Source organism: Variovorax sp. 10N420 (assembly GCF_056394705.1).
Window position 1 is genome coordinate 137,467 of the sequence record NZ_JBFTIJ010000005.1, and the last position, 25,529, is coordinate 162,995.

Below are 25,529 nucleotides of genomic sequence, written 5' to 3' on the forward strand. Positions count from 1 at the left end.
TTCCTCCCTGCACTTGAAATCGTTTGGATCATTCTAGGCAGCGCCCTCGCCATTCAGCGGGATGCAAGAGCATCCGACGCGAGCAGCAGATAATCCCCCGATGCGAATTCGCTTCACCAAGATGCAAGGAGCCGGCAACGACTTCGTCGTGCTGGACGAAACCCGCAATCCGCTCGGCCTCGAGTCAGCGCAATACCGCTTCCTGGCCGATCGCCACTTCGGCGTCGGCGCCGACCAGATCCTTTCGGTGCGCCCGTCGCCGGGCGAAGGCATCGACTTCCAGTACGTGATCCACAACGCCGACGGCGGCGAGGTCGAACAGTGCGGCAACGGTGCGCGCTGCTTCATGCGCTTCGTGCGCGAGCACGGCCTGACACCCAAGGACGCCGTGCGCGTGCAGACGCTCTCGGGCGTGATCGAGCCGCGGATGGGCGCCGATGGCCGCGTCACTGTCGACATGGGTGCGCCCATCTTCGAACCCGCGCTGGTGCCTTTCGACACTGCCGGGCTCGATCCGGTGCATGAGGGCGGCTGGCAGAAATGGCATCTGGCGCTCGGCACGCATGCCGGAAGCGCCATCGTGTCGGTGGCAGTGCTGTCGATGGGCAACCCGCATGCCGTGCAGATCGTCAACAACGTCGACACGGCGCCTGTTCAAGCTCAAGGGCCACTGATCGAGCACCATCCGCGATTTCCGCAGCGCGTCAACGCCGGGTTCATGCAGGTGGTCGATCGCTCACGCGTGCGCCTGCGGGTCTATGAGCGCGGCGCCGGCGAAACCCTTGCTTGCGGCACCGGCGCGTGTGCCGCAGTGGTCGCAGGCATCCGGCTCGGCCTGCTCGATCCCCGTGTTGATGTCGAAACCCACGGTGGCCTGCTCACCATTCAATGGGCCGGCGACGGCGCTCCGGTGCTGATGACCGGCCCGGCAGTCACGGTGTTCGAAGGCGAGATCGAGGTGCCGGACCAGCCATGAACCATTTCAACCAAACCCCCATGAATCCGATCACCGAAGACGACATCGCCAACTACCTGGCCAACACGCCGGACTTCTTCGAACGCCATGCACAGCTGTTGAGTCAGGTGCAGCTGACGAGTCCGCACGGTAACCGCGCCGTGAGCCTGCAGGAGCGTCAAGCGGAGATGCTGCGCGAGAAGATCAAGGCGCTGGAGCACCGGGTCATGGACATGGTGCGGCATGGCACCGAGAACATGGTGACGGCCGACCGTCTCCAGCGATGGACCCGCGGGCTGCTGACCCTGCGCGACCCGCGCCATCTGCCCACGCAGATCGCCTCACAGCTGGAGACGCTTTTCCTGGTGCCCCAGACCGCCATCAAGATCTGGGATTGCGACAGCGCCTACCTGAACGAGCCCTACGCGCAGTGGGTGAGTGACGACGTGAAGGCACTCGCGACTTCGCTGACGGCACCTTATTGCGGCCTGAATTCCGGCTTCGAGGTGTCCGGCTGGCTCGCCGAGCCGCATGCGGCCGTGTCGATCGCCCTGATTCCGTTGCGCCCGGAACCCGAGGCGCCGGCTTTCGGCTTGCTGCTGCTCGCGTCGCCTGACGCGCAGCGCTACAACCCCGACATGGGCACCGACTTCCTGGATCGCATCGCCGAGCTCGCCTCGGCCGCGCTGTCGCGGCTGCGGCCTTGAACCGCGCGCTCCGGCGCGGTTTGTGGGGCGCGCTGCTGATCCTGCTGGTCGGCTATTTCGCGATCGCTTTCATCGTGTGGCGGCACGCCCGCTGGGTGCTGGACCATCCGCCTCAACGCGCCGCCGATGCGGCCCTGATCCTGGGCAATCGCGCCTACCGCGACGGAAAGCCCAATCCGTGCCTGACCGGCCGCGTCGATGCCGGCATCGCCCTCGCCAATGCGGGTCAAGCGCAGCGGCTGCTGCTGAGCGGCGGCCTGGACTGGGAAGACGGCCGCGTCGAGGCTGAGGTCATGGAACGGCACGCGCGGGCCGCCGGCTACGGCGGGCCCTTGCTGCTGGAGTCGGTCTCGTCGTCGACGAGGGAGAACCTTTCGATGTCGCGCAGCGTGCTGCAGACAGCCGGCGTAAAGAGCGTGATCATCGTGACCGAGCCCTACCATTTGTGGCGCGCGGAACGGCTCGCCCGGGCCAGCGGCTTCGACCGGGCCTTCGAGGTCCAGTACGCTGCGGCGTCGACTTCCTGCTGGCAGCGCTGGGGCATGGTCTTCAAGGGTGCTTTGCGCGAGCCCCTGGCCATCGTGAACAATGCGGCCCGTGGATACCTCTTCTGAAGCCGCGCCGCGCATGGACTTGATCGAGAGATATCTCGAGCACGTGCGCGTCGAGCGTCGCCTGGCGCCGCGCACGGTCGAGCTCTATGCCATTCACCTCAAGACGCTGGCCGAGAAGGCGCAGGCAGCGGGGCTGGCGCTCGACAAGGTCCAGACGGCGCACGTTCGTCGCTGGACAGCCCAATTGCATGGCGCCGGTCGCGAGTCGCGGGGGATCGCGCTGGTGCTTTCGTGCTGGCGAAGCTTCTACCGCTGGCTGGGCAACGAGCGGCTGGTGGGTTCGAACCCCGTGCAGGACGTTCACGCGCCCAAGTCCGACCGGCCACTGCCGAAGGCGCTTGCCGTGGACGACGCGGTCCGATTGGCGGACCTCCACGATGCGGACGCCGACCCGTGGTCCGAGGCGCGCGACAGTGCGATCGTCGAACTGCTCTATGGATGCGGTCTGCGCGTCAGCGAGCTGACCGGGCTGGACGTGCGAGCGAGCGGCACGGCGCGGGGCTGGATCGACCTCGACGCCGCGGAAGCCAATGTGCTGGGCAAAGGCAGCAAGCGAAGACTGGTGCCGGTGGGCAGCAAGGCAATCGAAGCCTTGCAGGCTTGGCTGGCGGTGCGAGAGGATTGCCCCGCGCTCGAATCGGCGCGGCTGCGCGAGCCTGCGAGTGCGGCGGCGCTTTTCATTGGCCGCAACGGCCTGCGCTTCTCCAACCATTCGGTATGGAAGCAATTGCGGCGGCGCAGCCTCAAGGCCGGCTTGGCGACGCCGGTGCATCCGCACATGCTGCGGCACTCGTTCGCAAGTCATGTGCTGCAATCGAGCAGCGATTTGCGCGCCGTACAGGAACTGCTGGGGCACGCCAACATCTCCACGACCCAGGTTTACACGCGGCTGGATTTCCAGCATCTGGCGAAGACCTACGATGCGGCGCATCCCCGGGCTCAGGCGCGCGAGGAACCCGCTCGTCAGAACAGCGTGAACAGCCAGAACAAACAAAACAATCAGAACAAGGGCAGGAAAGCATGAAGAACCTCCGTCTCAGGCCCGGCAAGGAGCGCTCGCTGTTGCGGCGGCATCCCTGGGTGTTCGAATCAGCGATCGCCAAGGGCGGCGGCGATGCGGGTGAAACGGTGCGCATCGAATCTGACGAAGGCAATTTCCTTGCATGGGCCGCTTTCAGCCCCCATTCCAAGATCCGCGCGCGTGCATGGAGCTTCGATGAAAAGCAGCGCATCGATGCATCCTTCTTCTCGGGGCGTGTGGCGAGTGCGGTCGCGGCACGCGGATTGTTCGACATCCAGAGCGACGGCGTACGCTTGATCCACGGGGAGGCCGACGGCCTGCCGGGCCTCATCGTCGACCGGTATGGCGACACATTGGTCGCGCAATTCCTGTCGGCCGGCGTCGAGCGCTGGAAGGCCGTGCTGGCGGATGCGCTGCTCGCAGCGACCGGGCTTCAGAAGCTCTATGAGCGCTCCGACGCCAGCGGCCGCGAGCGCGAGGGATTGCAGCCCGTCACAGGCTGGCTGCGAGGGACGGGCGCAACCGAGCTCACGATCCGCGAGCACGATTGGCAACTCGGGCTCGACGTCGCGACCGGCCACAAGACCGGCTTCTACCTGGACCAGCGCGACAGCCGCAAGCGATTTGCCGAACTGGCCGCGCAACGCCGTTTTCGGCGGGTGCTCAACTGCTTTTGCTACACCGGTGGTTTCACCGTCGCGGCGCTTTCGGGCCTGAAGGCGGCCGGCGCCATAGAGGGTGCCGAACTCACGTCCATCGATTCGTCGATGCCCGCGCTGGAGCGCGCACGGGCGCATCTGGCGATGAACGGCTTCAGCGATGTGCAGGCGCAGTTCCTCGATGCCGACGTCAATGCTTCATTGCGCCGCTTCGTCGAAGAGGGACGAAGCTTCGACGCGATCGTGCTCGATCCGCCTAAATTCGCGCCCACGGTTGCGCATGCCGAGCGTGCCGCGCGCGCCTACAAAGACCTCAACCGCCAGGCGTTCAAGCTGCTCGCGCCGGGTGGGCACCTTCTGACCTTTTCGTGCTCGGGCGGCATCGGCGCAGACCTGTTCCACAAGATCGTGGCCTCCGCGGGTATCGACGCCGGTGTGGACGGCTACATCACCGAGCGCCTCGGCGCCGCCCCCGACCACCCGATGACGATCGAGTTTCCGGAAGGGGAGTACTTGAAGGGGCTGGTGGTGGTGCGCAAATAGCGGTTGACCCTGGCAGCGCATGGCCGGCTGGCCGTGGCTAAACTTTCTGTCCCCGATCTCTCTCGATCCTGATCCCCGGAGCATTCAATGGCCCTCATTCCCGCCACCATCCTCACTGGCTTCCTCGGCGCCGGCAAGACCACGTTGCTCAAGCGCATCCTGAGCGAATCCCACGGCCAGAAGATCGCCGTCATCGAGAACGAATTCGGTGAAGAGAACATCGACAACGACATCCTGGTGACCGAATCGAAGGAGCAGATCGTGCAGATGAGCAACGGTTGTATCTGTTGCACCATCCGTGAAGACCTGCGCGAGGCCTTGCAACTGCTGGCGGCCAAGAAGCGCAAGGGTCTGCTGGATTTCGATCGCGTGGTGATCGAGACGACCGGCCTCGCCGACCCCGGTCCGGTGGCGCAGACCTTCTTCATGGATGACGAAATCGCCGAAAGCTACCTGCTCGACTCGATCCTGACGCTGGTCGATGCCAAGCATGCCCCTCAGCAGCTCAACGACCGGCAGGAAGCTCGCCGCCAGGTGGGGTTTGCCGACCAGATCTTCATCAGCAAGAGCGACCTCGTCGCCGCCGAAGAGACCGAGGCGCTGATCCATCGGCTCAAGCACATGAACCCACGCGCACCGCAGCAGAAGGTGCACTTCGGTGAAGTGCCCCTGAAAGACGTGTTCGACCTGCGAGGCTTCAATCTCAATGCCAAGCTGGACATCGACCCGGACTTCCTGAAGGAGGAAGACGAGCACGGTCACGACCACGATCACGCGCATGGCGAGCATTGCGACCATCCATCGCACGAACACGAAGGCCACGGGCATCACCACCACCACGACGACGACGTGAAGAGCTTCGTCTATCGCGCCGATCGCGCCTTCGATCCGGCTCGCCTCGAAGATTTTCTCGGGGCGATCGTCAACATCTACGGCCCCCGCATGCTCCGCTACAAGGGCGTTCTGCATATGCAGGGCACCGAGCGCAAGGTGATCTTCCAGGGCGTACATCAACTGATGGGCAGCGACCTCGGGCCGGCCTGGGGCCCCGACGAAAAGCGCAACAGCCGCATGGTGTTCATCGGCATCGACCTGCCTCGCGAGATCCTGGAGCAGGGCCTCGATCAGTGCCTGGTCTGAGGCCTGCGCCGGGCCGCCGGTGATTCCGGCGGACGATTACGCCGCCCGCTTCGACTTCTCTATACAATCGCGCGCCTGTTCCGGGGTGACCCTGTCCTTTTTTTAGAGGCGGTGTGTGACTTCCGGTATAGGACTGCACGCGTTTTCGGGCCGTTTTCAGGGGTATAACCCCTGGGTTCGCGAACGGCGAGCGCCCGTGGTTTCCACGGGGGAGACACCACTGAGAATGTGCGTTCGAGTTCGTCGAAGGAGCCAGTCACTGTGAAGCAACCTGTCGCCAAAGCCAAGCCAGCGTCGAAGCCGGCCGTCAAGAAGACGGAGGTTGCCCAGCAGGCTGTGCCCGCCGCGAAGAAGGTTTCCGCCGAAAAGCCCCCCCAGTCCGCAGCGCAGTCCAAGGTCCCCGCCACGAGCAAGACCAAGGTCGTGAGCGCGGGCGTCTCGTCATCCAAACCGGCCGGCCCTCACACCGCGCCACCTGCACCACCGACTCCCATGAAAAAAACGGCTGCCGCCTCCGATTCTTCTTCCGCCACGGTGACCTCTCCGGCAACCGCCACGACTGCCCCGACCCCTACGCCCGCACCCGCGCGCGGCGGACGCGTCTCGCGGCTGTCACAGCTGACCGTGCCTTCCATGCCCCAGACGGTGGCCTCCACCGCGGCGAAATCGAGCTTCGTGCAGATTTCGTCCAACCCGCTGGTGCCGCCGCCGCCCGTCGCGATCAAGAAAGATCCCAAGCTCGCCAACAACTGGAAGTCCAAGTCGGCCGAAGAGTTGACCGATGCCGAAGTCATCGCGATGCCGGATTCCGAATACATGAACGAAAAGCAGATGGCGTTCTTTCGCCTGAAGCTGCAGGAACTCAAGCGCGGCATCCTTGAAAACGCCGGCGAGACGACCGAGCACCTGCGTGAGGACACCGTGGTCGTGCCCGATCCGGCCGATCGGGCCACCATCGAGGAAGAGCACGCGCTCGAACTGCGCACCCGCGACCGAGAACGCAAGCTTCTCAAGAAGATCGAGCAGTCGATCCAGCGCATCGATGCCGGTGACTACGGCTACTGCGACGAAACCGGCGAACCCATCGGTGTGGGCCGCCTGCTGGCCCGCCCGACGGCCACGCTGTCGCTAGAGGCCCAGCAGCGCCGCGAACTCAAGCAGAAAATGTTCGGCGACTGATCGCCGCGGCAGGCGAAGGAGAAAACGAAGCGCATGGCCAAGGAAGAAACCGGTCGCCTGCTGTCCAAGGTTGCGAAGTTCGTGCGCAATCCGCTCAAGGATTGGTCCGAACTCGACGCCGACGACTCCTCCACGCTCGAAAACGGCTACAGCCGTGAAATGCTCAAGGAGATGATCGAGCGGCGGCAGCGCAACGACTTCGTGCGCCGCCGTGAATTCGACATGCTCCGCAAGCTCCGGCAGCGCGAAGCGGCCGGCGGAGGCGATGCCGCCGGTACGGCGTCCTCCTTCAACGTCAGCAGCACCTCGGGCAAGTCCGACGGCAGGGCACTCACGCTCAAGAAGATCGACGAGATCGAAGAGCAGATGTCCCAGCAGTGGTGGAAGGCCCGCGGCGGGCAAGGCGAGGCAAAGGCCGACGGTGCTCCCAGCGGCGGGGCGCCCATGGCTGAGCAGCATGCGCGTGCCTACGCCGACACCGTGCCCGGCGTGCCGCAGCGCGGGGTTCCCGGACAGGCCGTCCCGGCTCCGGCTCAGGCTCAAGACGGCTGCATCGAGGAAGCTTCGATCCGCTTCGCCCATGGGGACGATGCCGGAGCCGAGGCGATCCTGCTGCAGGCGCTGGCTCCGGACAGTCCGAGCGCCGATCAGGACGATGTCTGGCGGACGCTGCTTGACTTCTATCGAGCCACCGGCGATGCCGAGAAGTATGTGGTCACCAGCACCCGTTATGCCCAGCGCATGAAGCGCTCGGCGCCCGAGTGGATGTCGTTTCGGGCATTGGCAAGCACGGCTCGCGCGGCGACCGCTTCGCAGGCCAGGCCCGTCGTCGCTGGCGGCGGCACCGCCGACTGGTCGAGCCCCGCGCGCCTTTCGCGCGAAGGCCTGATCGAGCTCACGCGCGCACTGGCGGCCGCCGGTCCTTTCTGGAAGCTCGACTGGAGCGCGCTGGGCGCCATCGAGGCCGAGGCCGCAGGCCCGCTGCGCGCCTTGTTCAATCATTGGGCAGATTCGGCCGTCCAGCTGCGGTTTTCCGGCGCCGATCAGTTGCTTTTGGTGCTTGCCGAAGCGACACCGGCCAACGACCGAGGCATCGATGCCATCTGGTGGCAGTTGCACATGGCGGCGCTTCGGGTGATGCATCGGGCCGACGAGTTCGAGCTGCTTGCGCTCAATTACTGCATCACCTATGAGGTGTCACCGCCGCCCTGGGAAGATCCCAAGGGCGACTATGCGGCGCTCGACACCCCCAAGATTTCCAAGCCATCCCTGAGCATCACGTCGGGCGAGGCCCACCGTTCTGGGGAGCCGCCCGCCAGCGGGGCGCTGGCGGGCGATCTCGTCGGTGAATCGCTCTCGACCCTGCAGCGGCTTGATGACGAGCTGGGCGACGCGGCGGCGCCGAGCATTTCGTGTGCGGCTCTCGTCCGGGTCGACTTCACAGCGGCTGGTTCGCTGCTGAACTGGGTGACCGGCCGCCACGCGCGCGGCCAGAACGTCCAGTTCACGCAAGCCCACCGCCTCGTTGCATGTTTCTTCGGCGTCGTCGGCATCACCGACCATGCGAGCGTCAAGACGAGGGATTGACCCCTGGCGACGGTAGGCTGCCCTCGGAAGTGGGCAGGCCTCGGGCGGGATAATGCCCCATGGAACAATTTCACGGAACCACCATCATCAGCGTGCGTCGCAAGGGCGCCGGTGGCGACCAGGTTGCCATCGGCGGCGACGGTCAAGTCACGTTGGGCAACATCGTCATCAAGGGCAGCGCACGCAAGGTGCGACGGCTCTATCACGGCAAGGTGCTTGCCGGCTTTGCCGGAGCCACGGCTGACGCCTTCACCCTGTTCGAGCGCTTCGAGGCCAAGCTCGAAAAGCACCAGGGGCACCTGGCGCGCGCGGCCATCGAACTCACCAAGGACTGGCGCACCGATCGCGTGCTGCGCCGGCTCGAAGCCATGCTGGCCGTGGCCGACGCGACGACTTCGCTGATCATCACCGGCAACGGCGACGTGCTGGAGCCCGAGAACGGCATCATCGCGATCGGCTCCGGCGGCGCCTATGCGCAAGCTGCCGCCAAGGCGCTGGTCGATCACACGGACCTGCCCGCCGACCAGATCGTCAAGAAGGCGCTGGAGATCGCAGGCGAACTCTGCATCTATACGAACATGCACCACACGGTAGAGACCCTGTGAAAGCCTGACTGAGAAACGCTCCCATGCCAATGACCCCCCAGGAAATCGTTTCCGAACTCGACAACCACATCGTCGGCCAGCCCGACGCCAAACGCGCCGTGGCGATTGCACTGCGCAATCGCTGGCGTCGGCAGCAGGTCGAGGAAAAGCTGCGCGCCGAGATTACGCCCAAGAACATCCTCATGATCGGCCCGACGGGCGTCGGCAAGACCGAGATTGCGCGCCGCCTGGCGCGGCTGGCCGACGCGCCCTTCATCAAAGTCGAGGCGACCAAGTTCACCGAGGTAGGCTACGTCGGCAAGGACGTGGACTCCATCATTCGCGACCTCGCCGAAATGGCGGTCAAGCAGACCCGAGAAGCCGAAAGCGGCAAGGTCCGCATGCGCGCCGAGGATGCTGCAGAGGATCGAATCCTGGACGTACTGCTGCCCCCGGCCCGCCTCCCTGACGGCGGCGGCGCTTCCGACGCCGGCAGCACGACCCGGCAGGCTTTTCGAAAGAAGCTTCGCCAAAACGAACTCGATGACAAGGAGATCGAGATCGACCTTGCCGAAACCCGCACGCCGCTCGAGATCATGGGGCCTGCCGGCATGGAGGAAATGACCGAGCAGTTGCGCGGCATGTTCGGCCAACTCGGCCAAGTCAAGCGCAAGACGCGCAAACTGAAAATCGCGGAAGCCATGCGCCTGCTGATCGACGAAGAGGCAGCCAAGCTGGTCAACGAAGACGAAATCCGCAGCCAGGCCATTCAGAACGCCGAGCAGAACGGCATCGTCTTCATCGATGAAATCGACAAAGTGGCCACCCGCAACGAGACGCAGGGCACCGACGTTTCCCGGCAAGGCGTGCAGCGCGACCTGCTACCGCTCGTCGAAGGTACGGCGGTGAGCACCAAGTACGGTGTGGTGCGCACCGATCACATCCTCTTCATCGCCAGCGGTGCTTTCCACCTGAGCAAGCCCAGCGACCTGATTCCCGAACTGCAGGGGCGGTTTCCGATTCGCGTCGAGCTGCAGTCGCTGTCGGTGTCCGACTTCGAAAGCATCCTGACGCAGACACGCGCATCGCTGGTCAAGCAATACCAGGCGCTGCTCGCCACCGAAGGCGTGACGCTCGAATTTGCGCCCGACGGCATCACCCGGCTCGCCAGCATCGCCTTCGACGTCAACGAACGCACCGAGAACATCGGCGCGCGCCGGTTGTCGACTGTGATGGAGCGCTTGCTCGACGAGGTCAGCTTCGATGCGGCCAAGCTCGGCGGCCGGGCCGTGCACATCGATGCGGCCTACGTGGATGCGCGTCTTTCGGCACTTAGTCACGACGAAGACCTTTCGCGTTTCATCCTCTGATTGGCACCTGCGCGGATACACGCTTCACGCAACACATTCATTGCGCGAGCTAAGTGCTTCACTTACAACGAAATTCGCGGTTTTGCCGGTTGCAAAAACACCGCTAAGTTGTTGATTCCATTACAAAAAATACAGACGACCGTGGGTTGCGAGGTAGGCGTTTCCTGCTACAGTGCAAAAAAGTGCAGTTAAGTGGGAAAAAGTGTCGGGGAATGCCGCGTTCAGGTACGCGGCGGCCTCCGCAACCGGGGTTTCGTGGTCGTGTTTCAAGGCGCTTCATCGCTCAGTCTGGATGCCAAGGGGCGGCTCTCCGTGCCGACCCGGCATCGTGACGTCCTGAGCGCGACGGCAGACGGCCAACTCACGATCACCAAGCACCCTCACGGCTGCCTGATGGTGTTCCCGCGCCCCGAATGGGAGAAGTTCCGCGATCGCATCGCGGCCCTCCCGATGTCGGCGCAGTGGTGGAAGCGCGTCTTCCTTGGGAACGCCATGGACGTCGAGATGGATGGCACCGGCCGTGTGCTCGTGTCGCCCGAACTGCGCGCCGCGGCGGGCATCTCCCGCGATGCCCTGTTGCTCGGCATGGGCAATCATTTCGAACTCTGGGACAAGGCCACCTACGACGCCAAGGAAGCTGAAGCGACCCAGGGCCAGATGCCCGATGTGTTCCAGGACTTCTCGTTCTGAGGCCCCAAGTGGAACAGCCATGGACCCATACGACCGTCTTGTTGAAAGAGGCGGTGGAAGCCCTCTTTCCCGAAGGATCGGACAGCACCGGCACGTATGTCGACGCAACCTTCGGGCGAGGCGGCCACAGCCGGGAAATCCTGGCAAGGCTGGCGCCGGCGGGCCACCTCATCGCGTTCGACAAGGACGCGGAAGCGGTGGCCGAAGCAGCGCGCATCGAGGATGCGCGTTTTTCCATCCGCCACCAGGGATTCAAGGACCTTGGAGAGCTGCCGCCTGCGAGCGTGTCAGGCCTGCTGATGGACCTCGGTGTCAGCTCTCCCCAGATCGACAACCCCGCGCGGGGTTTTTCTTTTCGTTTCGACGGCCCTCTGGACATGCGCATGGACACCACGCGCGGCGAGAGTGTGGCCGAGTGGCTGGCAACGGCCGAACCACAGCAGATTGCGGAGGTGATTCGTGACTATGGCGAAGAACGGTTTGCTGTTCAGATTGCAAAGGCGATTGTTGCTCGCCGACAAGAACGGGGCCCAGTTTCAACCACCGCCGAGTTGGCCCAGCTCGTGGCTGGCGCGGTCAAAACCCGCGAGCCGGGCCAGAACCCTGCAACGCGCACATTTCAGGCTCTTCGGATTTTCATCAATGCCGAGCTTGAAGAGTTGCAACAGGCGCTAGAAGCGAGTCTCGTCGTGCTGCAACCCCAGGGCCGGCTCGCGGTGATCAGTTTCCATTCGCTGGAAGATCGCATCGTGAAGCAGTTCATCGCGAAGCATTCACGCGAGGTCTACGACCGTCGCGCGCCCTTCGCCGTGCCCAAGGCAATGAAACTGCGCTCTGTTGGCCGGGTCAAGCCGTCCCAGGCCGAGGTCGATGGCAATCCGCGCTCGCGCAGCGCGATCCTGCGCATCGCCGAGCGCACTTCGGACGAGGGCTGAGCAGATCATGGCTCGACTCAACCTGCTCCTGTTGATCGCCGTGCTGGGCTCGGCGATCTATCTCGTGCACACGCAGTACATGTCGCGCCAGCTCTTCACCGAGTTCCACCGGGTCGAGCTCGAAACGCGCCGGCTCGAACTGGACCACGATCGCCTGCAGGTAGAGAAACGGGCGCAGGCCACGCCGCTGCGCGTCGAGAAGCTCGCCAAGGAGCAGCTCAAGATGCGCACGACCACGCCGGCCATCACGCAGTACGTGCGCGAAGACGGCACCGTGATCCCCGCCATCGCTGCGCCCGCGCCCACCGCGTCCGCGCCGCGAACTGCTGCTACGAAGGGGGCGCATTGATGAGTTCGATGTCGAGCCGCCTCAAGTCGGGGGGCCTATGACCCGTCGCAGCGTTCAATACACGACCAGCCCACTGCTCGCCAGCAAGACCCCGGTCTGGCGCAGCAAGTTCATCGTCGGCGGCATCGCGCTGGGCTTTGTCGTGCTCGCGGGCCGCGCCGCCTATGTGCAGGTGATCGGCAACGACTTCTTCCAGCGCCAGGGCGAGGTGCGCTTCACGCGCACGCTCGAGCTGCCGGCCAATCGCGGCCGGATCATCGACCGCAACGGACTGCTGCTTGCGCAGAGCGTGGTTGCGCCCAGCATCTGGGCGATCCCCGAGGACATCGAGCGCGACGATGCCGAGGTCAGGGCCAAGCTCAAGCAGGTGGCCAAGCTGCTCGGTATGCCGCAGAAAGACTTCGACAAGAAGCTCGAAGACGAAGACAAGACGTTCGTCTGGATCAAGCGGCAGGTGGACGAGCCGATCGCCAAGCAGATTGCCGAGCTGAACATCAAGGGCATCTACCAGCGCAAGGAATACAAGCGCCAGTACCCCGAGGGCGAGGCGGCCGCGCACGTGGTGGGTTTCACCAACGTCGAGGACAACGGCCAGGAAGGCATCGAACTCGCCTTCAACAAGGACCTGGCGGGCAAGCCCGGTTCGCGCCGCGTCATCAAGGACCGGCTCGGGCGCGTCGTCGAAGGCGTCGGCGAACAGGTGCCGCCGGTCGAAGGCAAGGACATCCAGCTCAGCGTTGACAGCAAGGTGCAGTTCTTTGCCTATCAGAAGCTGCGCGACGCAGTCACGCTGCACAAGGCCAAGGCGGGCAGCGTGGTCGTGCTCGATGCAATCACGGGCGAAGTGCTCGCGCTGGCCAACTATCCGAGTTACGTGCCCGACAAGCGGCAGAACCTCACGGGCGAGCAGTTGCGCAATCGCGCCATGACGGACGTCTTCGAGCCAGGATCGACCATGAAGCCGATCACTGTTGCCACGGCACTTGAAGCCGGCCGCATCACGCCGAAGACCGTGATCGAGACCTCGCCCGGCCGCTACAGCTTGGGCGGCTTCACCATCAGCGACACGCATAACTACGGCTCGCTGACGGTCGAAGGCGTCATCCAGAAGTCGAGCAACATCGGCGCGCTCAAGATCTCGCAGAAGATGACCCCACACGAGATGTGGGACACCTACACGGCGCTCGGCTATGGGCAGAAGCCGCAGATCCAGTTCCCGGGTGCCGTCACGGGGCGCCTGCGTCCATGGAAGTCATGGAAACCGGTCGAGCAGGCGACGATGGCGTATGGCTACGGCCTGTCGGCGTCGCTGTTCCAGATGGCGCATTCGTACACGGCCTTCGCGCACGATGGCAGCGTCATCCCGGTCACCATCCTCAAGAGCTCGGAGCCGGCGGTCGGCGTCAAGGTTTTCTCGGCCCAGAACGCGCTGGCGGTGCGCAAGATGCTGCAGATGGCTGCCGGCCCGGGCGGCACGGGCCCGCTCGCGCAGACCGTGGGCTACTCGGTGGGCGGAAAGTCCGGCACGGCGCACAAGCAGGTGGGCCGGGGCTATGCCAGCAAGCAATACCGCTCGTGGTTCACGGGCATGGCGCCCATCGACAAGCCGCGCATCATCGTGGCGGTCATGATCGACGAGCCGAGCAACGGCCAGTATTTCGGCGGCACCGTGGCCGCTCCGGTGTTCAGCGAGGTCGTGCAGCAAACGCTGCGCATGATGAACGTGGCGCCAGATCTCGCTGTCAAACCCCTGGTCGTGACCACGGGCGTGGATGAGAGCTTCTGATGACGACGATGCTTCGCAACCCCACTGAAGCCGCGCGCTGGCTGCAGGCCCGCGTGCGCGGGGTGCTGCACGCCGACAGCCGTGCCGTCGGCGCGGGCGACGGATTCATCGCGTGGCCCGGCGCCGCCACCGACGGGCGGCGCTTCGTCGCCAATGCCCTTGCGCAGGGCGCCGCGGCTTGCCTCGTCGAAGAAGAGGGCAGCGATGCATTTGCATTCGATGGCGAGGCCATCGCCACCTACGCCGGCCTGAAGGCCGCCACCGGGCCGATCGCAGCGGCGTATTACGACAACCCGTCCGAGCAACTCGACGTCCTCGCCGTCACGGGCACCAACGGCAAGACCTCCACGGCGTGGTGGCTGGCGCAGTCGCTGTCGCGCTCCGGCCGCGCGCCGTGTGCCGTCGTGGGCACGCTGGGCGTCGGTGTGCCGCCCGAACTCACCTACACCGGGCTCACAACGCCCGATCCGGTGCTGCTGCAGCGAGAGTTGCGCGGGTTCGCGGACCGCGGATACGGCGCCTGTGCCATCGAGGCATCGTCGATCGGCATCGTGGAGCGCCGGCTTGACGGCACGCGGATTGCTGTCGCGGTCTTCACCAATTTCACGCAGGACCATCTCGACTATCACGGCAGCATGGATGCGTACTGGCAAGCCAAGGCGGAGTTGTTCCGCTGGCCAGGCTTGCGCGCCGCAGTGGTCAATATCGACGACGTGCATGGCGCTGCGCTGGTGGGCAACCTGATCGAAACCGGCGTCGGCGCGCTCGATGTCTGGACCCTGTCGGCCGCGGGCTCTCCCGCCCGCCTGATGGCGCAAGACATCGGCTATGACGCGCAGGGCCTCACCTTCTCCGTGGTGGAGCAGGGCCATTTGCCGGTGCGGCTTTCAACGCAGTTGATCGGCCAGTACAACGTCGCGAACCTGCTGGGCGTGCTGGGCACTCTGCGCGCTCTCGGCATGTCGCTCGACGAAGCCGTTGCCGCCTGCACGGGCCTGGACAGCGTGCCCGGCCGCATGGAAAGCCTGAGCATCGCCGGCCATCCGCTGGCGGTGGTCGACTATGCGCACACGCCCGACGCGCTCGACAAGGCGCTCGCCGGTTTGCGTCCGTTGGCGCAACAGCGCGGCGGTGAGTTGTGGTGCGTGTTCGGCTGCGGCGGCGACCGCGATACGGTCAAGCGCCCCATGATGGCGGCGGTGGCCGAGGCGCAGGCCGATCGTATCGTCGTGACCAGCGACAACCCGCGCAGCGAAAAGCCTGCCGCGATCATCAGCCAGATCCTGCTCGGCCTGGCGCGTCCGGAGGCGGCGCAGGTCGAACCCGATCGCGCCAAGGCAATTGCAGATGCGCTCGCGCAGGCCCGTCCCGAGGACGTGGTCTTGATCGCCGGACGCGGCCATGAGGCATGGCAGGAGATTGCGGGCGAACGCATCGCGTTCTCGGACCGAGCGCATGCCATTGACGCGCTCACCAGAAGGAGCGAGGCATGAACACCATGTCCGCTTCCGATTCGATGATGACGCTGGCCCAGGCGGCGAACTGGATTCCAGGCGCGCGCCTGATCGGCAACCCCGCCACACCGATCCTTCGCGTACATACCGATACGCGGACGCTGGCAGCTGGCGATCTTTTCGTGGCGCTCAAGGGCGAGCGCTTCGACGCGAACGCGTTTCTTGCCAGCGCGCGCGCGCGCGGCGCGGTTGCCGCGATTGCACACGGCGGCCTCGAAGCGGCCGGTCTCGCCGGCCTGGAAGTGCCCGACACCCTGGCCGCGCTCGGCGCGCTGGCCGCCGGCTGGCGCTCGCAGTTCGACCTGCCTTTGATTGCAGTGACCGGCAGCAACGGCAAGACCACCGTGACGCAGATGATCGCCTCGATTCTTCGCACGGCCTGCGGCGAAGGCGCCCTCGCGACGGCGGGCAACTTCAACAACGAGATCGGTGTGCCGCTGACGCTGCTGCGGCTTCGTGCGCGGCATCAGCGCTCTGTGGTCGAACTCGGCATGAACCATCCGGGCGAGATCGCCCGCCTGTCCGCCATCGCCCGCCCGACGATCGCATTGGTCAACAACGCCCAGCGCGAGCATCAGGAATTCATGGCGACGGTCGAGGCCGTGGCGCGCGAAAACGCCTCCGTCCTTTCGGTGTTGCCCGATGGCGGAACGGCGGTGTTTCCGTTCGGCGATGAATTCACGCCGCTGTGGCAGTCGATTGCGCGCGAAGGTGCGACTCGCCGCTGTCTCACCTTCGGTGAACACGAGGACGCGGACATCGCGCTCGCCACTGCCGAATGGACGCGGGGCGCCTGGCAGTTCAAGGCTCGGACACCGGTGGGCGATGTTCGCTGCGCATTGCGCATCGCGGGCCGCCACAACGTCGTCAATGCGCTGGCGGCCATTGCCTGTTCGCTCGCGAGCGGTGTTTCGCCCGACAAGATCGCCGACGGGCTCGCCGCATTCGAGCCAGTGAAAGGCCGTTCCAAGGCCATCGAGTTGCATGTGGCCGAAGGTCGCACGATCACCGTCATCGACGATACGTACAACGCCAATCCCGATTCGATGCGCGCGGCGATCGATGTACTCGCCAGCCTGCCTGGACCGCGCATGCTGGTGATCGGCGACATGGGCGAGGTCGGCAACCAGGGACCCGAGTTTCATGCCGAAGTCGGCGCCTGGGCCGGCGAGCGCGGCATCGAGACCGTCTATGCGCTCGGCGAGGAATCGAAACACAGCGTGGCTGCATTCGCCGGCAATGAGGCCAGCGAGGCCCGGCATTTCGGTGACATCGAATCGCTGAACGCGGCAGTGATGGCGGGTTTGCCCCGCGCCGCGAGCGTGCTCGTGAAGGGTTCGCGTTTCATGCAGATGGAGCGGGTGGTCCAGGCCATCGTCGCTTCGGCTGCACCACAACAACAAGACAAGGGGGTCGGTCATGCCGCATGAGCCGCGCCCATTCACAGCATGCTGATGACCTTCGCCCAATGGCTGCAGACGGTCTCGCCGGAGTTTGGTTTCCTGCGCGTCTTCCAGTACCTCACCTTCCGCGCGCTGATGGCGGCGTTGACCGCGCTCCTCCTCGGCCTGCTCGCCGGGCCTTACGTCATTCGCCGCCTCGCCGCGCTCAAGATCGGCCAGCAGGTGCGCAGCTATGGCATGGAGACGCATCTCACCAAGAGCGGAACGCCCACGATGGGTGGCGTGCTGGTGCTGTTCTCGATCGCGCTTTCGACATTGCTGTGGTTCGATCTCTCGAACCGCTTCGTCTGGATCGTGCTCTGGGTGACGCTCGGCTTCGGCGCCATCGGCTGGGTCGATGATTGGCGCAAGGTGGTGCGCAAGGACCCCGAAGGCATGCGTTCGCGCGAGAAGTACTTCTGGCAGTCGGTGGTCGGGTTGGTCGCGGGCTTCTATTTGCTCTTCAGCATCTCCGAAAGCTCCAACTGGCGCGTGCTGGAACTGTTCGCCACCTGGGTGCGTTCGGGCTTCGACCTGGACTTTCCGCCCAAGATCAACCTGCTGGTGCCCTTCTTCAAGGAAGTGAGCTATCCGCTCGGCGGCATCGGCTTCGTCATCCTCACCTATCTGGTGATCGTCGGCGCGAGCAATGCGGTGAACCTCACTGACGGGCTCGACGGCCTGGCGATCATGCCGGTCGTGATGGTGGGCTCCGCGCTGGGCGTGTTCGCCTACGTCACGGGCAGTGCCGTGTACTCGCGCTACCTGCTTTTTCCGCACATTCCGGGCTCGGGCGAACTGCTGGTGTTTTGCTCGGCCATGGCCGGCGCGGGTTTGGCCTTTTTGTGGTTCAACACGCATCCGGCGCAGGTTTTCATGGGCGACGTGGGCGCGCTCGCGCTCGGCGGCGCACTGGGAACCATCGCCGTCATCGTGCGCCAGGAAATCGTGTTCTTCGTCATGGGCGGCATCTTCGTGGTCGAGGCGATCTCGGTGATGGCGCAAGTCACCTATTTCAAATACACCAAGAAGCGCTTTGGCGAAGGGCGGCGCGTGCTCAAGATGGCACCGCTTCACCATCATTTCGAGAAGAGCGGCTGGCGCGAGACGCAGGTCGTGGTGCGCTTCTGGATCATCACGATGCTGCTGTGCCTCGTGGGTCTTTCCACCCTGAAGCTCCGGTAAGACGATGCGGCATCTCCAAGACCTTCACGTCCTGATCATGGGCCTCGGTGCGTCCGGCCTGGCGATGGCGCGCTGGTGTGCGCGTCACGGCGCGAAGATCACCGCGGCGGACACGCGCGAGACGCCGCCGCAACTCGCCATGTTGCGCGAAGAAATTCCCGAAGCGCAATTCGTTGGAGGACCTTTGGCGGCTTCGCTGGTCCAAGGTACTTCCGTGCGCGCGGTGTATCGCTCCCCCGGTCTCTCGCCGGCGTCAATTGCTTCGGTGCTCGATGCGGCGCGCGCGATGGGGCTGCATGTTGGCGGGGAACTGGATCTCTTCGCGCACGCTCTTGCGGATTTGCGCATTGCCGAAGTTGCAGAAGGCTTAGAAGTCGCAGAGCCTGCGACCCTGCCCGAGGCGGCCCCGTCGACGGAGCCGGAGACGCAGCAGCCCGACACCGAGGCGGCCGACGAGGACGACGATTCGCCCGCACCGGCACCGGTCATCGTTCCGCCACCGGCGCCCAAGGGCTACACACCCGCGGTGCTGGCGATCACCGGCACGAACGGCAAGACGACCGTCACCGCACTCACCGGCCAATTGGTCGAGCGCGCTGGCAAGTCGGTCGCCGTGGCCGGCAACATTGGCCCGACCTTGCTCGACACCCTTTCAGAGCGCATGGACGCGGACACGCTGCCGGATGTCTGGGTGCTGGAGTTGTCGAGCTTTCAACTCGATGGCGCGCAAGGTTTCGAACCGACCGCAGCCACGGTGCTGAACGTAACCCAGGACCATCTGGACTGGCACGGCGACATGGCGGCCTATGTCGCAGCCAAGGCTCGCATCTTCGGCAAGCAAGGAGTGATGCTGCTGAACCGCGACGACGAAGCCGTGATGGCCATGCGGCCGGCGGCCGTCAAGCTGGCCCGCGGCCAGACCGCACGAAGCATCGTCACCTTCGGCGGCGACATGCCGACACGGCCGGGCGACTACGGCATCGAGCGCGTCAACGGCATGGCATGGCTGGTGCGCGCGCTCGAAGCGGACGAGACCCAGAAGCGCAAGCGCGGTGCCGCCGTCGAGGAAGAGGAGATCCACTTCCAGCGCCTGATGCCCGCCGATGCGCTGCGCATCCGTGGCCGGCACAACGCGCTCAATGCGCTGGCGTCACTCGCGCTTGCGACGGCGGCAGGCTGCCAGCTTGCGCCGATGCTCTACGGCTTGCGCGAATACCGCGGCGAGCCGCACCGCGTCGAACCGGTGGCGATCATCAACGAGGTCGAGTACTTCGATGACAGCAAGGGAACCAACGTAGGAGCGACCGTCGCCGCGTTGATTGGGCTTGGCGAGGAGCGCCGCGTGGTGGTCATCCTCGGCGGCGAGGGCAAGGGACAGGACTTTGCGCCGCTTGCAGAGCCGGTGCGCCAATATGCACGCGCCGTGGTGCTGATCGGCCGCGACGCGCCGATCATCGAAGCCGCATTGGCGTCCACAGGCGTCTCGATGCAAGCCGCCGCCTCTTTGCCCGAGGCCGTGACGCTGGCCGCCAGTCTCGCGCAGCCCGGCGATGCGGTGCTGCTCTCGCCGGCCTGCGCGAGCTTCGACATGTTCAAGGACTACGCGCATCGCGCGACGGTGTTCTGCGACGCCGTGCAGGCGCTCGCCGACGGGGGGCCTGCGTGAGCACGACGTCCGCCACCTCCGGCACTTCAGGCAAGGCCAGCCGCTTCGCCGGCTGGTTCAGCCGCGCCAAGAGCGGCATCGACGCATTGCCGATGCACTTGCCCGTGCGTCTCGGGAACGCGGGCATGACGCAGACGAAGGCAGCGCCGGTGCGCGTGCTGGGATTCGACCAGGCGCTGGTGTGGGTCACCGTCGCGCTCCTGGCGTGGGGTCTGGTGATGGTGTATTCGGCGTCGATCGCATTGCCGGACAACCCGCGCTTCGCGCGCGCCGGTTACAGCCCGACCTACTTCATCTCGCGGCACGCGGCATCGCTGGTGGTCGCATTCGTCGCTGGCTTGCTGACCTTCCAGATTCCGATGAAGACCTGGGAGAGGACGGCGCCGTGGCTCTTCGTGGCGTCGCTGTTGCTGCTGGTGGCCGTGCTGATTCCGCACCTGGGCATCAACGTCAATGGTGCGCGCCGTTGGCTGCCGCTCGGCATCATGCGTTTCCAGCCCTCGGAATTGGCCAAGTTCGCGATGGTTCTCTATGCGGCCAGCTACATGGTGCGCAAGATGGAGATCAAGGAGCGCTTCTTCCGCGCCGTGCTGCCCATGGGCATTGCCGTGGTCGTGGTCGGCATGCTCGTAATGGCCGAGCCGGACATGGGCGCCTTCATGGTGATCGCAGTGATCGCGATGGGCATCCTGTTCCTGGGCGGTGTGAACGCGCGCATGTTCTTCGTGATCGCTACCCTGGTGGTGGTCGCCTTCGGCACGATCGTGGCGACCAGTCCCTGGCGGCGCGAACGCATCTTTGCCTACCTCGACCCCTGGAGCGAAGAACACGCGCTCGGCAAGGGCTACCAGCTTTCGCATTCGCTGATCGCGATCGGGCGCGGCGAAGTCTTCGGGGTCGGGCTGGGCGGCAGCGTCGAAAAATTGCACTGGCTGCCCGAGGCGCACACCGATTTTCTGCTGGCGGTGATCGGCGAGGAATTCGGTCTCGTGGGCGTGTTGCTCGCCATTGCGCTGTTCCTGTGGCTCACGCGCCGGATCATGCACATCGGCCGTCAGGCAATTGCGCTCGATCGCGTCTTCTCGGGGCTCGTGGCACAGGGCGTCGGCATCTGGATGGGCTTCCAGACATTCATCAATATGGGTGTGAACCTGGGCGCGTTGCCGACCAAGGGGCTGACCCTGCCGCTGATGAGTTTCGGCGGCTCGGCCATCTTGATGAATGTCATTGCGCTGGCCGTCGTGTTGCGCATTGATTACGAGAACCGCGTCCTCATGCGCGGAGGGCGAGTATGAGCAGGACGGCACTCGTCATGGCTGGTGGCACGGGTGGGCACATCTTCCCGGGGCTCGCCGTGGCCGAAGCATTGCGTGAGCGCGGCTGGCGCGTGCACTGGCTCGGCGTGCCCGGCAGCATGGAGCACCAGCTTGTACCGCCGCGTGGCTTCGCCTTCGAGCCCGTGCAGTTCGGCGGTGTGCGTGGCAAGGGTCCCGTCACGCTCGCCCTGCTGCCGATGCGACTGCTGCGCGCCTTCTGGCAGAGCATTGGCGTGGTGCGGCGTGTGAAGCCCGATGTGGTGGTGGGCCTGGGTGGCTACATCACCTTTCCGGGTGGAATGATGAGCGTGCTGCTGGGCAAGCCGCTGGTGCTCCACGAGCAGAACTCCGTGGCGGGACTTGCCAACAAACTGCTTGCGAGCGTGGCCGATCGCGTCTTCACCGCTTTTCCGAATGTGCTGAAGAAGGCGCAGTGGGTCGGCAATCCGTTGCGCGCGGCATTTACAGCGCAGGGCGAACCTGCCGAGCGTTTCGCGGGCCGTACCGGTCCGCTGCGACTGCTGGTCGTTGGCGGCAGCCTGGGCGCGAAGGCGCTCAATGCGGTGGTGCCGAAAGCATTGGCCATGATCGCGCCCACGCAACGCCCGAAGGTGACGCACCAGAGCGGCGCGAAGCAGATCGACGAACTCCGCGCCAACTATGCAGCGGCCGGCGTCGACGGCGAACTCACACCTTTCATCGAAGACACCGCCCGCGCGTACGCCGATGCCGACTTGATCGTCGCGCGTGCCGGCGCGAGCACCGTCACCGAAATCGCGGCCGTCGGCGCAGCAGCGCTGTTCGTGCCTTTCCCCTCCGCTGTGGACGACCACCAGACCACCAATGCGCGCTTTCTTGTCGACGCGGGTGGTGGCTGGCTCGTTCAACAGTCCGAACTCACACCAGAATTGTTGGCCGACTTGCTACAGAAAACCGGGCGCGACGCGCTCCTGCAACGGGCCTTGAAGGCCCAGACGATGCGCAAGACCGAGGCGGTAGATGCCGTGGTCCGCGCGTGCGAAGAACTCAGCCGCGGAGGCCGCTCATGAAGCATGCGATCCGTCATATTCATTTCGTGGGTGTCGGCGGCTCCGGCATGAGCGGCATTGCCGAAGTGCTGCTCAACCTCGGCTACAAGATCTCGGGCTCAGACCTCGCCGACAGTGCGACGCTGCGGCGTCTGGCCGGTCTCGGCATCGCGACCTACGTCGGACACGACGCCGCGCACATCGCGGGCGCGGACGCCGTCGTCACCTCGACCGCCGTGCACGCGCACAACCCCGAGGTCGTGGCTGCGCGCGAGAAGCGCATCCCCGTGGTGCCGCGCGCGCTGATGCTGGCCGAGCTGATGCGCCTCAAGCAGGGCATCGCCATCGCTGGCACGCACGGCAAGACCACGACGACCAGCCTCGTGGCGAGCGTGCTCGCGGCTGCGGGGCTCGATCCGACCTTCGTCATCGGCGGTCGTCTCAACAGCGCGGGCGCCAACGCGCAGCTCGGCAGTGGCGACTACATCGTGGTCGAGGCGGACGAATCCGATGCGTCGTTCCTGAACCTGCTGCCGGTCATGGCCGTGGTCACGAACATCGACGCCGACCACATGGAGACCTACGGGCACGACTTCGCGAAGCTCAAGAAGGCTTTCGTCGACTTCCTGCATCGCATGCCTTTCTATGGCGTGGCGATCTTGTGTACCGATGATCCGGCGGTGCGAGAGATCGTGACCGAGGTGTCGTGCCCCGTCACGAGCTATGGCTTCAGCGAGGACGCGCAGGTGCGTGCAGTCAACGTGCGGGCCGTCGGCTCGCAGATGCACTTCACTGCGCAGCGCCGCAACGGCGTCACGCTGCCGGACCTGGACATCGTGCTGAATTTGCCGGGCGAGCACAACGTGCGCAATGCGCTGTCGGTCATCGCCGTGGCCGTCGAACTCAATGTGCCGGACGAGGCCGTGCAGCGCGGGCTCGCCGACTTCAAGGGCGTGGGGCGGCGCTTCCAGCGTTACGGCGAAGTGCCTGCGCGGGGCGAGGCCGGCGCAGGCAGCTTCACGCTGATCGACGACTACGGTCATCACCCGGTGGAGATGGCCGCGACCATCGCCGCCGCTCGGGGTGCATTTCCGGGCCGCCGCTTGTTGCTTGCTTTTCAGCCGCACCGCTTCACGCGAACGCGCGATTGCTTCGAGGATTTCGTCAAGGTCATCGGCCAGGCGGACGCCGTGCTGCTCGGCGAGGTCTATGCGGCCGGCGAGCCGCCGATCGTGGCCGCCGATGGTCGCTCGCTCGCCCGCGCATTGCGCGTGGCCGGCAAGGTCGAGCCGGTGTTCGTCGATGAGATCGGCGCCATGCCGCAAGCCATCCTGGACAACGCGCGCGAAGGCGACGTGGTGATCTGCATGGGGGCTGGCTCGATCGGCGCGGTGCCAGCAAAAGTGGTTGAACTCGGCGCGATGGCGTCCGGCAAGTCCGAGCAGGTTGCTCGATAGGGGAGTGGGCTGTGAACGTGATTGATCCAAAATCCTTCGGCAAGGTGGCCGTGTTGTTCGGCGGCAGTTCGGCCGAGCGCGAAGTCTCGATCATGTCGGGAACGGGTGTATTGGATGCGCTGCTTTCGCAAGGCGTCGATGCGCATGCCTTCGATCCGTCCGAGCGCGAGCTGGTCGAGCTCAAGCGCGAAGGCTTCGCGCGTTGCTTCGTCGTGCTGCATGGCCGGCATGGAGAAGACGGCACGGTGCAGGGCGCGCTCGAACTCCTTGGCATTCCATACACCGGCTCTGGCGTGATGGCGTCGAGCGTGGCGATGGACAAGGTCATGACCAAGCGCATCTGGGAGGCTGACGGCCTGCCGACGCCGCGCTATGTTCGCCTGGCCTTTGACCAGCAGAGCCGCGAGCAGATCAACGCAGTGCCGGATGTGCTTGGCCTGCCGCTGATCGTCAAACCGCCGCGCGAAGGTTCGTCCATCGGCGTGACCAAGGTGATGGGTCCAAATGACGTGGACAGGCAGATGCAGGATGCGGTGTCGCTCTCGGTGCGGTACGACTCGGATGTGCTGTGTGAAGAGTTCATCGAAGGCGAGGAAGTCACCTGCGCAGTGCTCGGCAGCGGCCTCGATGCAGTGGCGATGCCCGTGGTGCGCATCGCCGCACCCGAGGGCGCGTACGACTACCAGAACAAGTACTTCACGGACGACGTCAAGTACCACTGCCCGAGTGGCCTGCCTGCCGACGAAGAGCAGGAGATCCGACGCATCACGCTGGCCGCCTATCACCAGCTCGGCTGCCGCGGTTGGGGTCGCGCCGACCTGATGATCAGGGCCAGCGACCGCAAGGCCTTCCTGCTGGAAATGAACACGTCGCCCGGGATGACGAGCCACTCGCTCGTGCCCATGTCGGCGCGGGCGGCCGGCATCTCCTATGAAGAGCTTTGCGTGCGTGTGCTGGCTACGGCGACTCTCGATTCGAAACCGGCCAGAGACGAAGGAGCGGCATGACCAATAGCATCCCCGCGCCCTTCGACGTCAAGCTCATGAACGTGACCGCGAGCCTGGTGTTCGCGCTGTTCTCGCTCATGCTGCTGGCGGCGGGTGCGTGGTGGGTGCTGCGCCAGCCTTTCTTTCCGCTCTCGGGCATCAAGGTCGATGGCGAAGTCACGCACAACAACGCGGTGACGCTGCGCGCCAACGTGGCGCCGCAACTGGCCGGCAATTTCTTCACGGTCGACCTCTCGCGCGCGCGCACGGCTTTCGAATCGGTTCCGTGGGTGCGCAAGGCGGTCGTGCGGCGCGAGTTTCCCAACAAGCTGCGCGTGACGCTCACCGAGCACCAGCCTGTTGCACATTGGGGCGACGAAGCCGAGTCCAAGCTGATCAATGGCTTCGGCGAAGTGTTCGAAGCCAACGTGGCCGAAGTCGATGACGACCTGCCGCACCTCGATGGTCCGGCCGAACAGGCCGGACAGGTGCTTGGCATGTACCGCGTGCTGTCGCCGCTGTTCCAGCCCTATGACCTCTCGATCGACGCGCTGGCGCTGTCGAGTCGCGGGAGCTGGCGCGTGACGCTCGATACCGGTGCGACGGTCGAACTCGGGCGCGGGCGAGGCGAAGAAGTGGTGGCGCGTACGCAGCGTTTTCTGCGCACCGTGACGCCGGTGGCGAGCCAGTACGGAAGAACGATGGCGGCGGTCGAGGGCGCCGATCTTCGGCACAACGAAGGGTATGCGCTGCGGCTGCGCGGCGTCACCACGGTCGTTCCCGACCTGAAGAAAAAGTAGAGCAGCAAGAGAGAGC

At 65.2% G+C, this 25,529-nt stretch carries 23 protein-coding genes; all 23 read left to right on the plus strand.

The annotated features are described in order from the left end of the window. The first annotated feature begins 100 nt into the window (after window positions 1-100). The 23 genes from dapF to AC1DEK_RS14745 all read left to right on the plus strand — a co-directional run bounded on the left by dapF (window position 101) and on the right by AC1DEK_RS14745 (window position 25,513). Window positions 101-976 (plus strand): diaminopimelate epimerase, encoded by an 876-nt coding sequence (dapF, locus tag AC1DEK_RS14635; protein WP_478125976.1) that lies wholly within the window; start codon window positions 101-103, stop codon window positions 974-976. Next, window positions 973-1,662, plus strand: coding sequence for a DUF484 family protein (locus AC1DEK_RS14640; protein ID WP_478125977.1), 690 nt, complete (start codon window positions 973-975; stop codon window positions 1,660-1,662). The genes dapF and AC1DEK_RS14640 overlap by 4 nt, the downstream gene beginning before the upstream one ends. Next, complete coding sequence (locus AC1DEK_RS14645; RefSeq protein WP_478125978.1) at window positions 1,659-2,276, plus strand: YdcF family protein; 618 nt, start codon at window positions 1,659-1,661, stop codon at window positions 2,274-2,276. The genes AC1DEK_RS14640 and AC1DEK_RS14645 overlap by 4 nt, the downstream gene beginning before the upstream one ends. Next, window positions 2,251-3,300 carry a tyrosine recombinase XerC gene (locus tag AC1DEK_RS14650; RefSeq protein WP_478125979.1) on the plus strand — a complete coding sequence of 350 codons (1,050 nt, stop codon included), beginning with the start codon at window positions 2,251-2,253 and terminating at the stop codon, window positions 3,298-3,300. The genes AC1DEK_RS14645 and AC1DEK_RS14650 overlap by 26 nt, the downstream gene beginning before the upstream one ends. Beyond that, window positions 3,297-4,499 carry a class I SAM-dependent rRNA methyltransferase gene (locus AC1DEK_RS14655; RefSeq protein WP_478125980.1) on the plus strand — a complete coding sequence of 401 codons (1,203 nt, stop codon included), beginning with the start codon at window positions 3,297-3,299 and terminating at the stop codon, window positions 4,497-4,499. Before AC1DEK_RS14650 ends, AC1DEK_RS14655 begins: the two co-directional genes overlap by 4 nt. Window positions 4,500-4,586: 87 nt before the next feature. Further along, window positions 4,587-5,639: a CobW family GTP-binding protein gene (locus AC1DEK_RS14660; protein WP_478125981.1), complete on the plus strand. Its 1,053-nt coding sequence runs from the start codon at window positions 4,587-4,589 to the stop codon at window positions 5,637-5,639. A 261-nt stretch (window positions 5,640-5,900) separates the two neighbouring features. Beyond that, window positions 5,901-6,818, plus strand: a complete 918-nt coding sequence (gene dksA / locus AC1DEK_RS14665; protein ID WP_478125982.1) for an RNA polymerase-binding protein DksA — start codon at window positions 5,901-5,903, stop codon at window positions 6,816-6,818. A gap of 33 nt (window positions 6,819-6,851) precedes the next feature. Continuing rightward, window positions 6,852-8,405, plus strand: coding sequence for an STAS domain-containing protein (locus AC1DEK_RS14670; protein ID WP_478125983.1), 1,554 nt, complete (start codon window positions 6,852-6,854; stop codon window positions 8,403-8,405). Window positions 8,406-8,464: 59 nt separating this feature from the next. Continuing rightward, complete coding sequence (gene hslV / locus AC1DEK_RS14675) at window positions 8,465-9,010, plus strand: ATP-dependent protease subunit HslV (protein ID WP_478125984.1); 546 nt, start codon at window positions 8,465-8,467, stop codon at window positions 9,008-9,010. A 23-nt stretch (window positions 9,011-9,033) separates the two neighbouring features. Next, window positions 9,034-10,359 carry an ATP-dependent protease ATPase subunit HslU gene (hslU, locus tag AC1DEK_RS14680; protein ID WP_478125985.1) on the plus strand — a complete coding sequence of 442 codons (1,326 nt, stop codon included), beginning with the start codon at window positions 9,034-9,036 and terminating at the stop codon, window positions 10,357-10,359. 261 nt (window positions 10,360-10,620) lie between these two features. Continuing rightward, window positions 10,621-11,049, plus strand: a complete 429-nt coding sequence (gene mraZ / locus AC1DEK_RS14685; RefSeq protein ID WP_478126314.1) for a division/cell wall cluster transcriptional repressor MraZ — start codon at window positions 10,621-10,623, stop codon at window positions 11,047-11,049. A gap of 8 nt (window positions 11,050-11,057) precedes the next feature. Further along, window positions 11,058-11,984: a 16S rRNA (cytosine(1402)-N(4))-methyltransferase RsmH gene (gene rsmH / locus AC1DEK_RS14690; protein WP_478125986.1), complete on the plus strand. Its 927-nt coding sequence runs from the start codon at window positions 11,058-11,060 to the stop codon at window positions 11,982-11,984. Between the two features lie 7 nt (window positions 11,985-11,991). Next, window positions 11,992-12,333 carry a cell division protein FtsL gene (gene ftsL / locus AC1DEK_RS14695; protein ID WP_478125987.1) on the plus strand — a complete coding sequence of 114 codons (342 nt, stop codon included), beginning with the start codon at window positions 11,992-11,994 and terminating at the stop codon, window positions 12,331-12,333. A gap of 37 nt (window positions 12,334-12,370) precedes the next feature. Beyond that, the gene (locus AC1DEK_RS14700; protein WP_478125988.1) at window positions 12,371-14,119 is read left to right on the plus strand and encodes a peptidoglycan D,D-transpeptidase FtsI family protein; all 1,749 of its coding nucleotides are present in this window, start codon (window positions 12,371-12,373) and stop codon (window positions 14,117-14,119) included. Next, entirely contained in the window at window positions 14,119-15,612 is a 1,494-nt protein-coding gene (locus tag AC1DEK_RS14705) for a UDP-N-acetylmuramoyl-L-alanyl-D-glutamate--2,6-diaminopimelate ligase (RefSeq protein ID WP_478125989.1), read from the plus strand. Before AC1DEK_RS14700 ends, AC1DEK_RS14705 begins: the two co-directional genes overlap by 1 nt. Continuing rightward, entirely contained in the window at window positions 15,609-17,063 is a 1,455-nt protein-coding gene (locus tag AC1DEK_RS14710; RefSeq protein ID WP_478125990.1) for a UDP-N-acetylmuramoyl-tripeptide--D-alanyl-D-alanine ligase, read from the plus strand. Before AC1DEK_RS14705 ends, AC1DEK_RS14710 begins: the two co-directional genes overlap by 4 nt. A gap of 18 nt (window positions 17,064-17,081) precedes the next feature. Then, window positions 17,082-18,260, plus strand: coding sequence for a phospho-N-acetylmuramoyl-pentapeptide-transferase (mraY, locus tag AC1DEK_RS14715; RefSeq protein ID WP_478125991.1), 1,179 nt, complete (start codon window positions 17,082-17,084; stop codon window positions 18,258-18,260). A gap of 4 nt (window positions 18,261-18,264) precedes the next feature. After that, a complete protein-coding gene (gene murD, locus AC1DEK_RS14720; RefSeq protein ID WP_478125992.1) occupies window positions 18,265-19,926 on the plus strand; it encodes a UDP-N-acetylmuramoyl-L-alanine--D-glutamate ligase in 1,662 nt (553 codons plus the stop codon). Beyond that, a complete protein-coding gene (ftsW, locus tag AC1DEK_RS14725; protein ID WP_478125993.1) occupies window positions 19,923-21,221 on the plus strand; it encodes a putative lipid II flippase FtsW in 1,299 nt (432 codons plus the stop codon). The genes murD and ftsW overlap by 4 nt, the downstream gene beginning before the upstream one ends. Next, window positions 21,218-22,291 (plus strand): undecaprenyldiphospho-muramoylpentapeptide beta-N-acetylglucosaminyltransferase, encoded by a 1,074-nt coding sequence (murG, locus tag AC1DEK_RS14730; RefSeq protein WP_478125994.1) that lies wholly within the window; start codon window positions 21,218-21,220, stop codon window positions 22,289-22,291. Before ftsW ends, murG begins: the two co-directional genes overlap by 4 nt. Continuing rightward, entirely contained in the window at window positions 22,288-23,727 is a 1,440-nt protein-coding gene (murC, locus tag AC1DEK_RS14735) for a UDP-N-acetylmuramate--L-alanine ligase (RefSeq protein WP_478125995.1), read from the plus strand. Before murG ends, murC begins: the two co-directional genes overlap by 4 nt. Before the next feature lie 11 nt (window positions 23,728-23,738). Beyond that, complete coding sequence (locus AC1DEK_RS14740; protein WP_478125996.1) at window positions 23,739-24,734, plus strand: D-alanine--D-alanine ligase; 996 nt, start codon at window positions 23,739-23,741, stop codon at window positions 24,732-24,734. Then, window positions 24,731-25,513 carry a cell division protein FtsQ/DivIB gene (locus AC1DEK_RS14745; RefSeq protein WP_478125997.1) on the plus strand — a complete coding sequence of 261 codons (783 nt, stop codon included), beginning with the start codon at window positions 24,731-24,733 and terminating at the stop codon, window positions 25,511-25,513. The genes AC1DEK_RS14740 and AC1DEK_RS14745 overlap by 4 nt, the downstream gene beginning before the upstream one ends. Window positions 25,514-25,529: the final 16 nt, after the last annotated feature.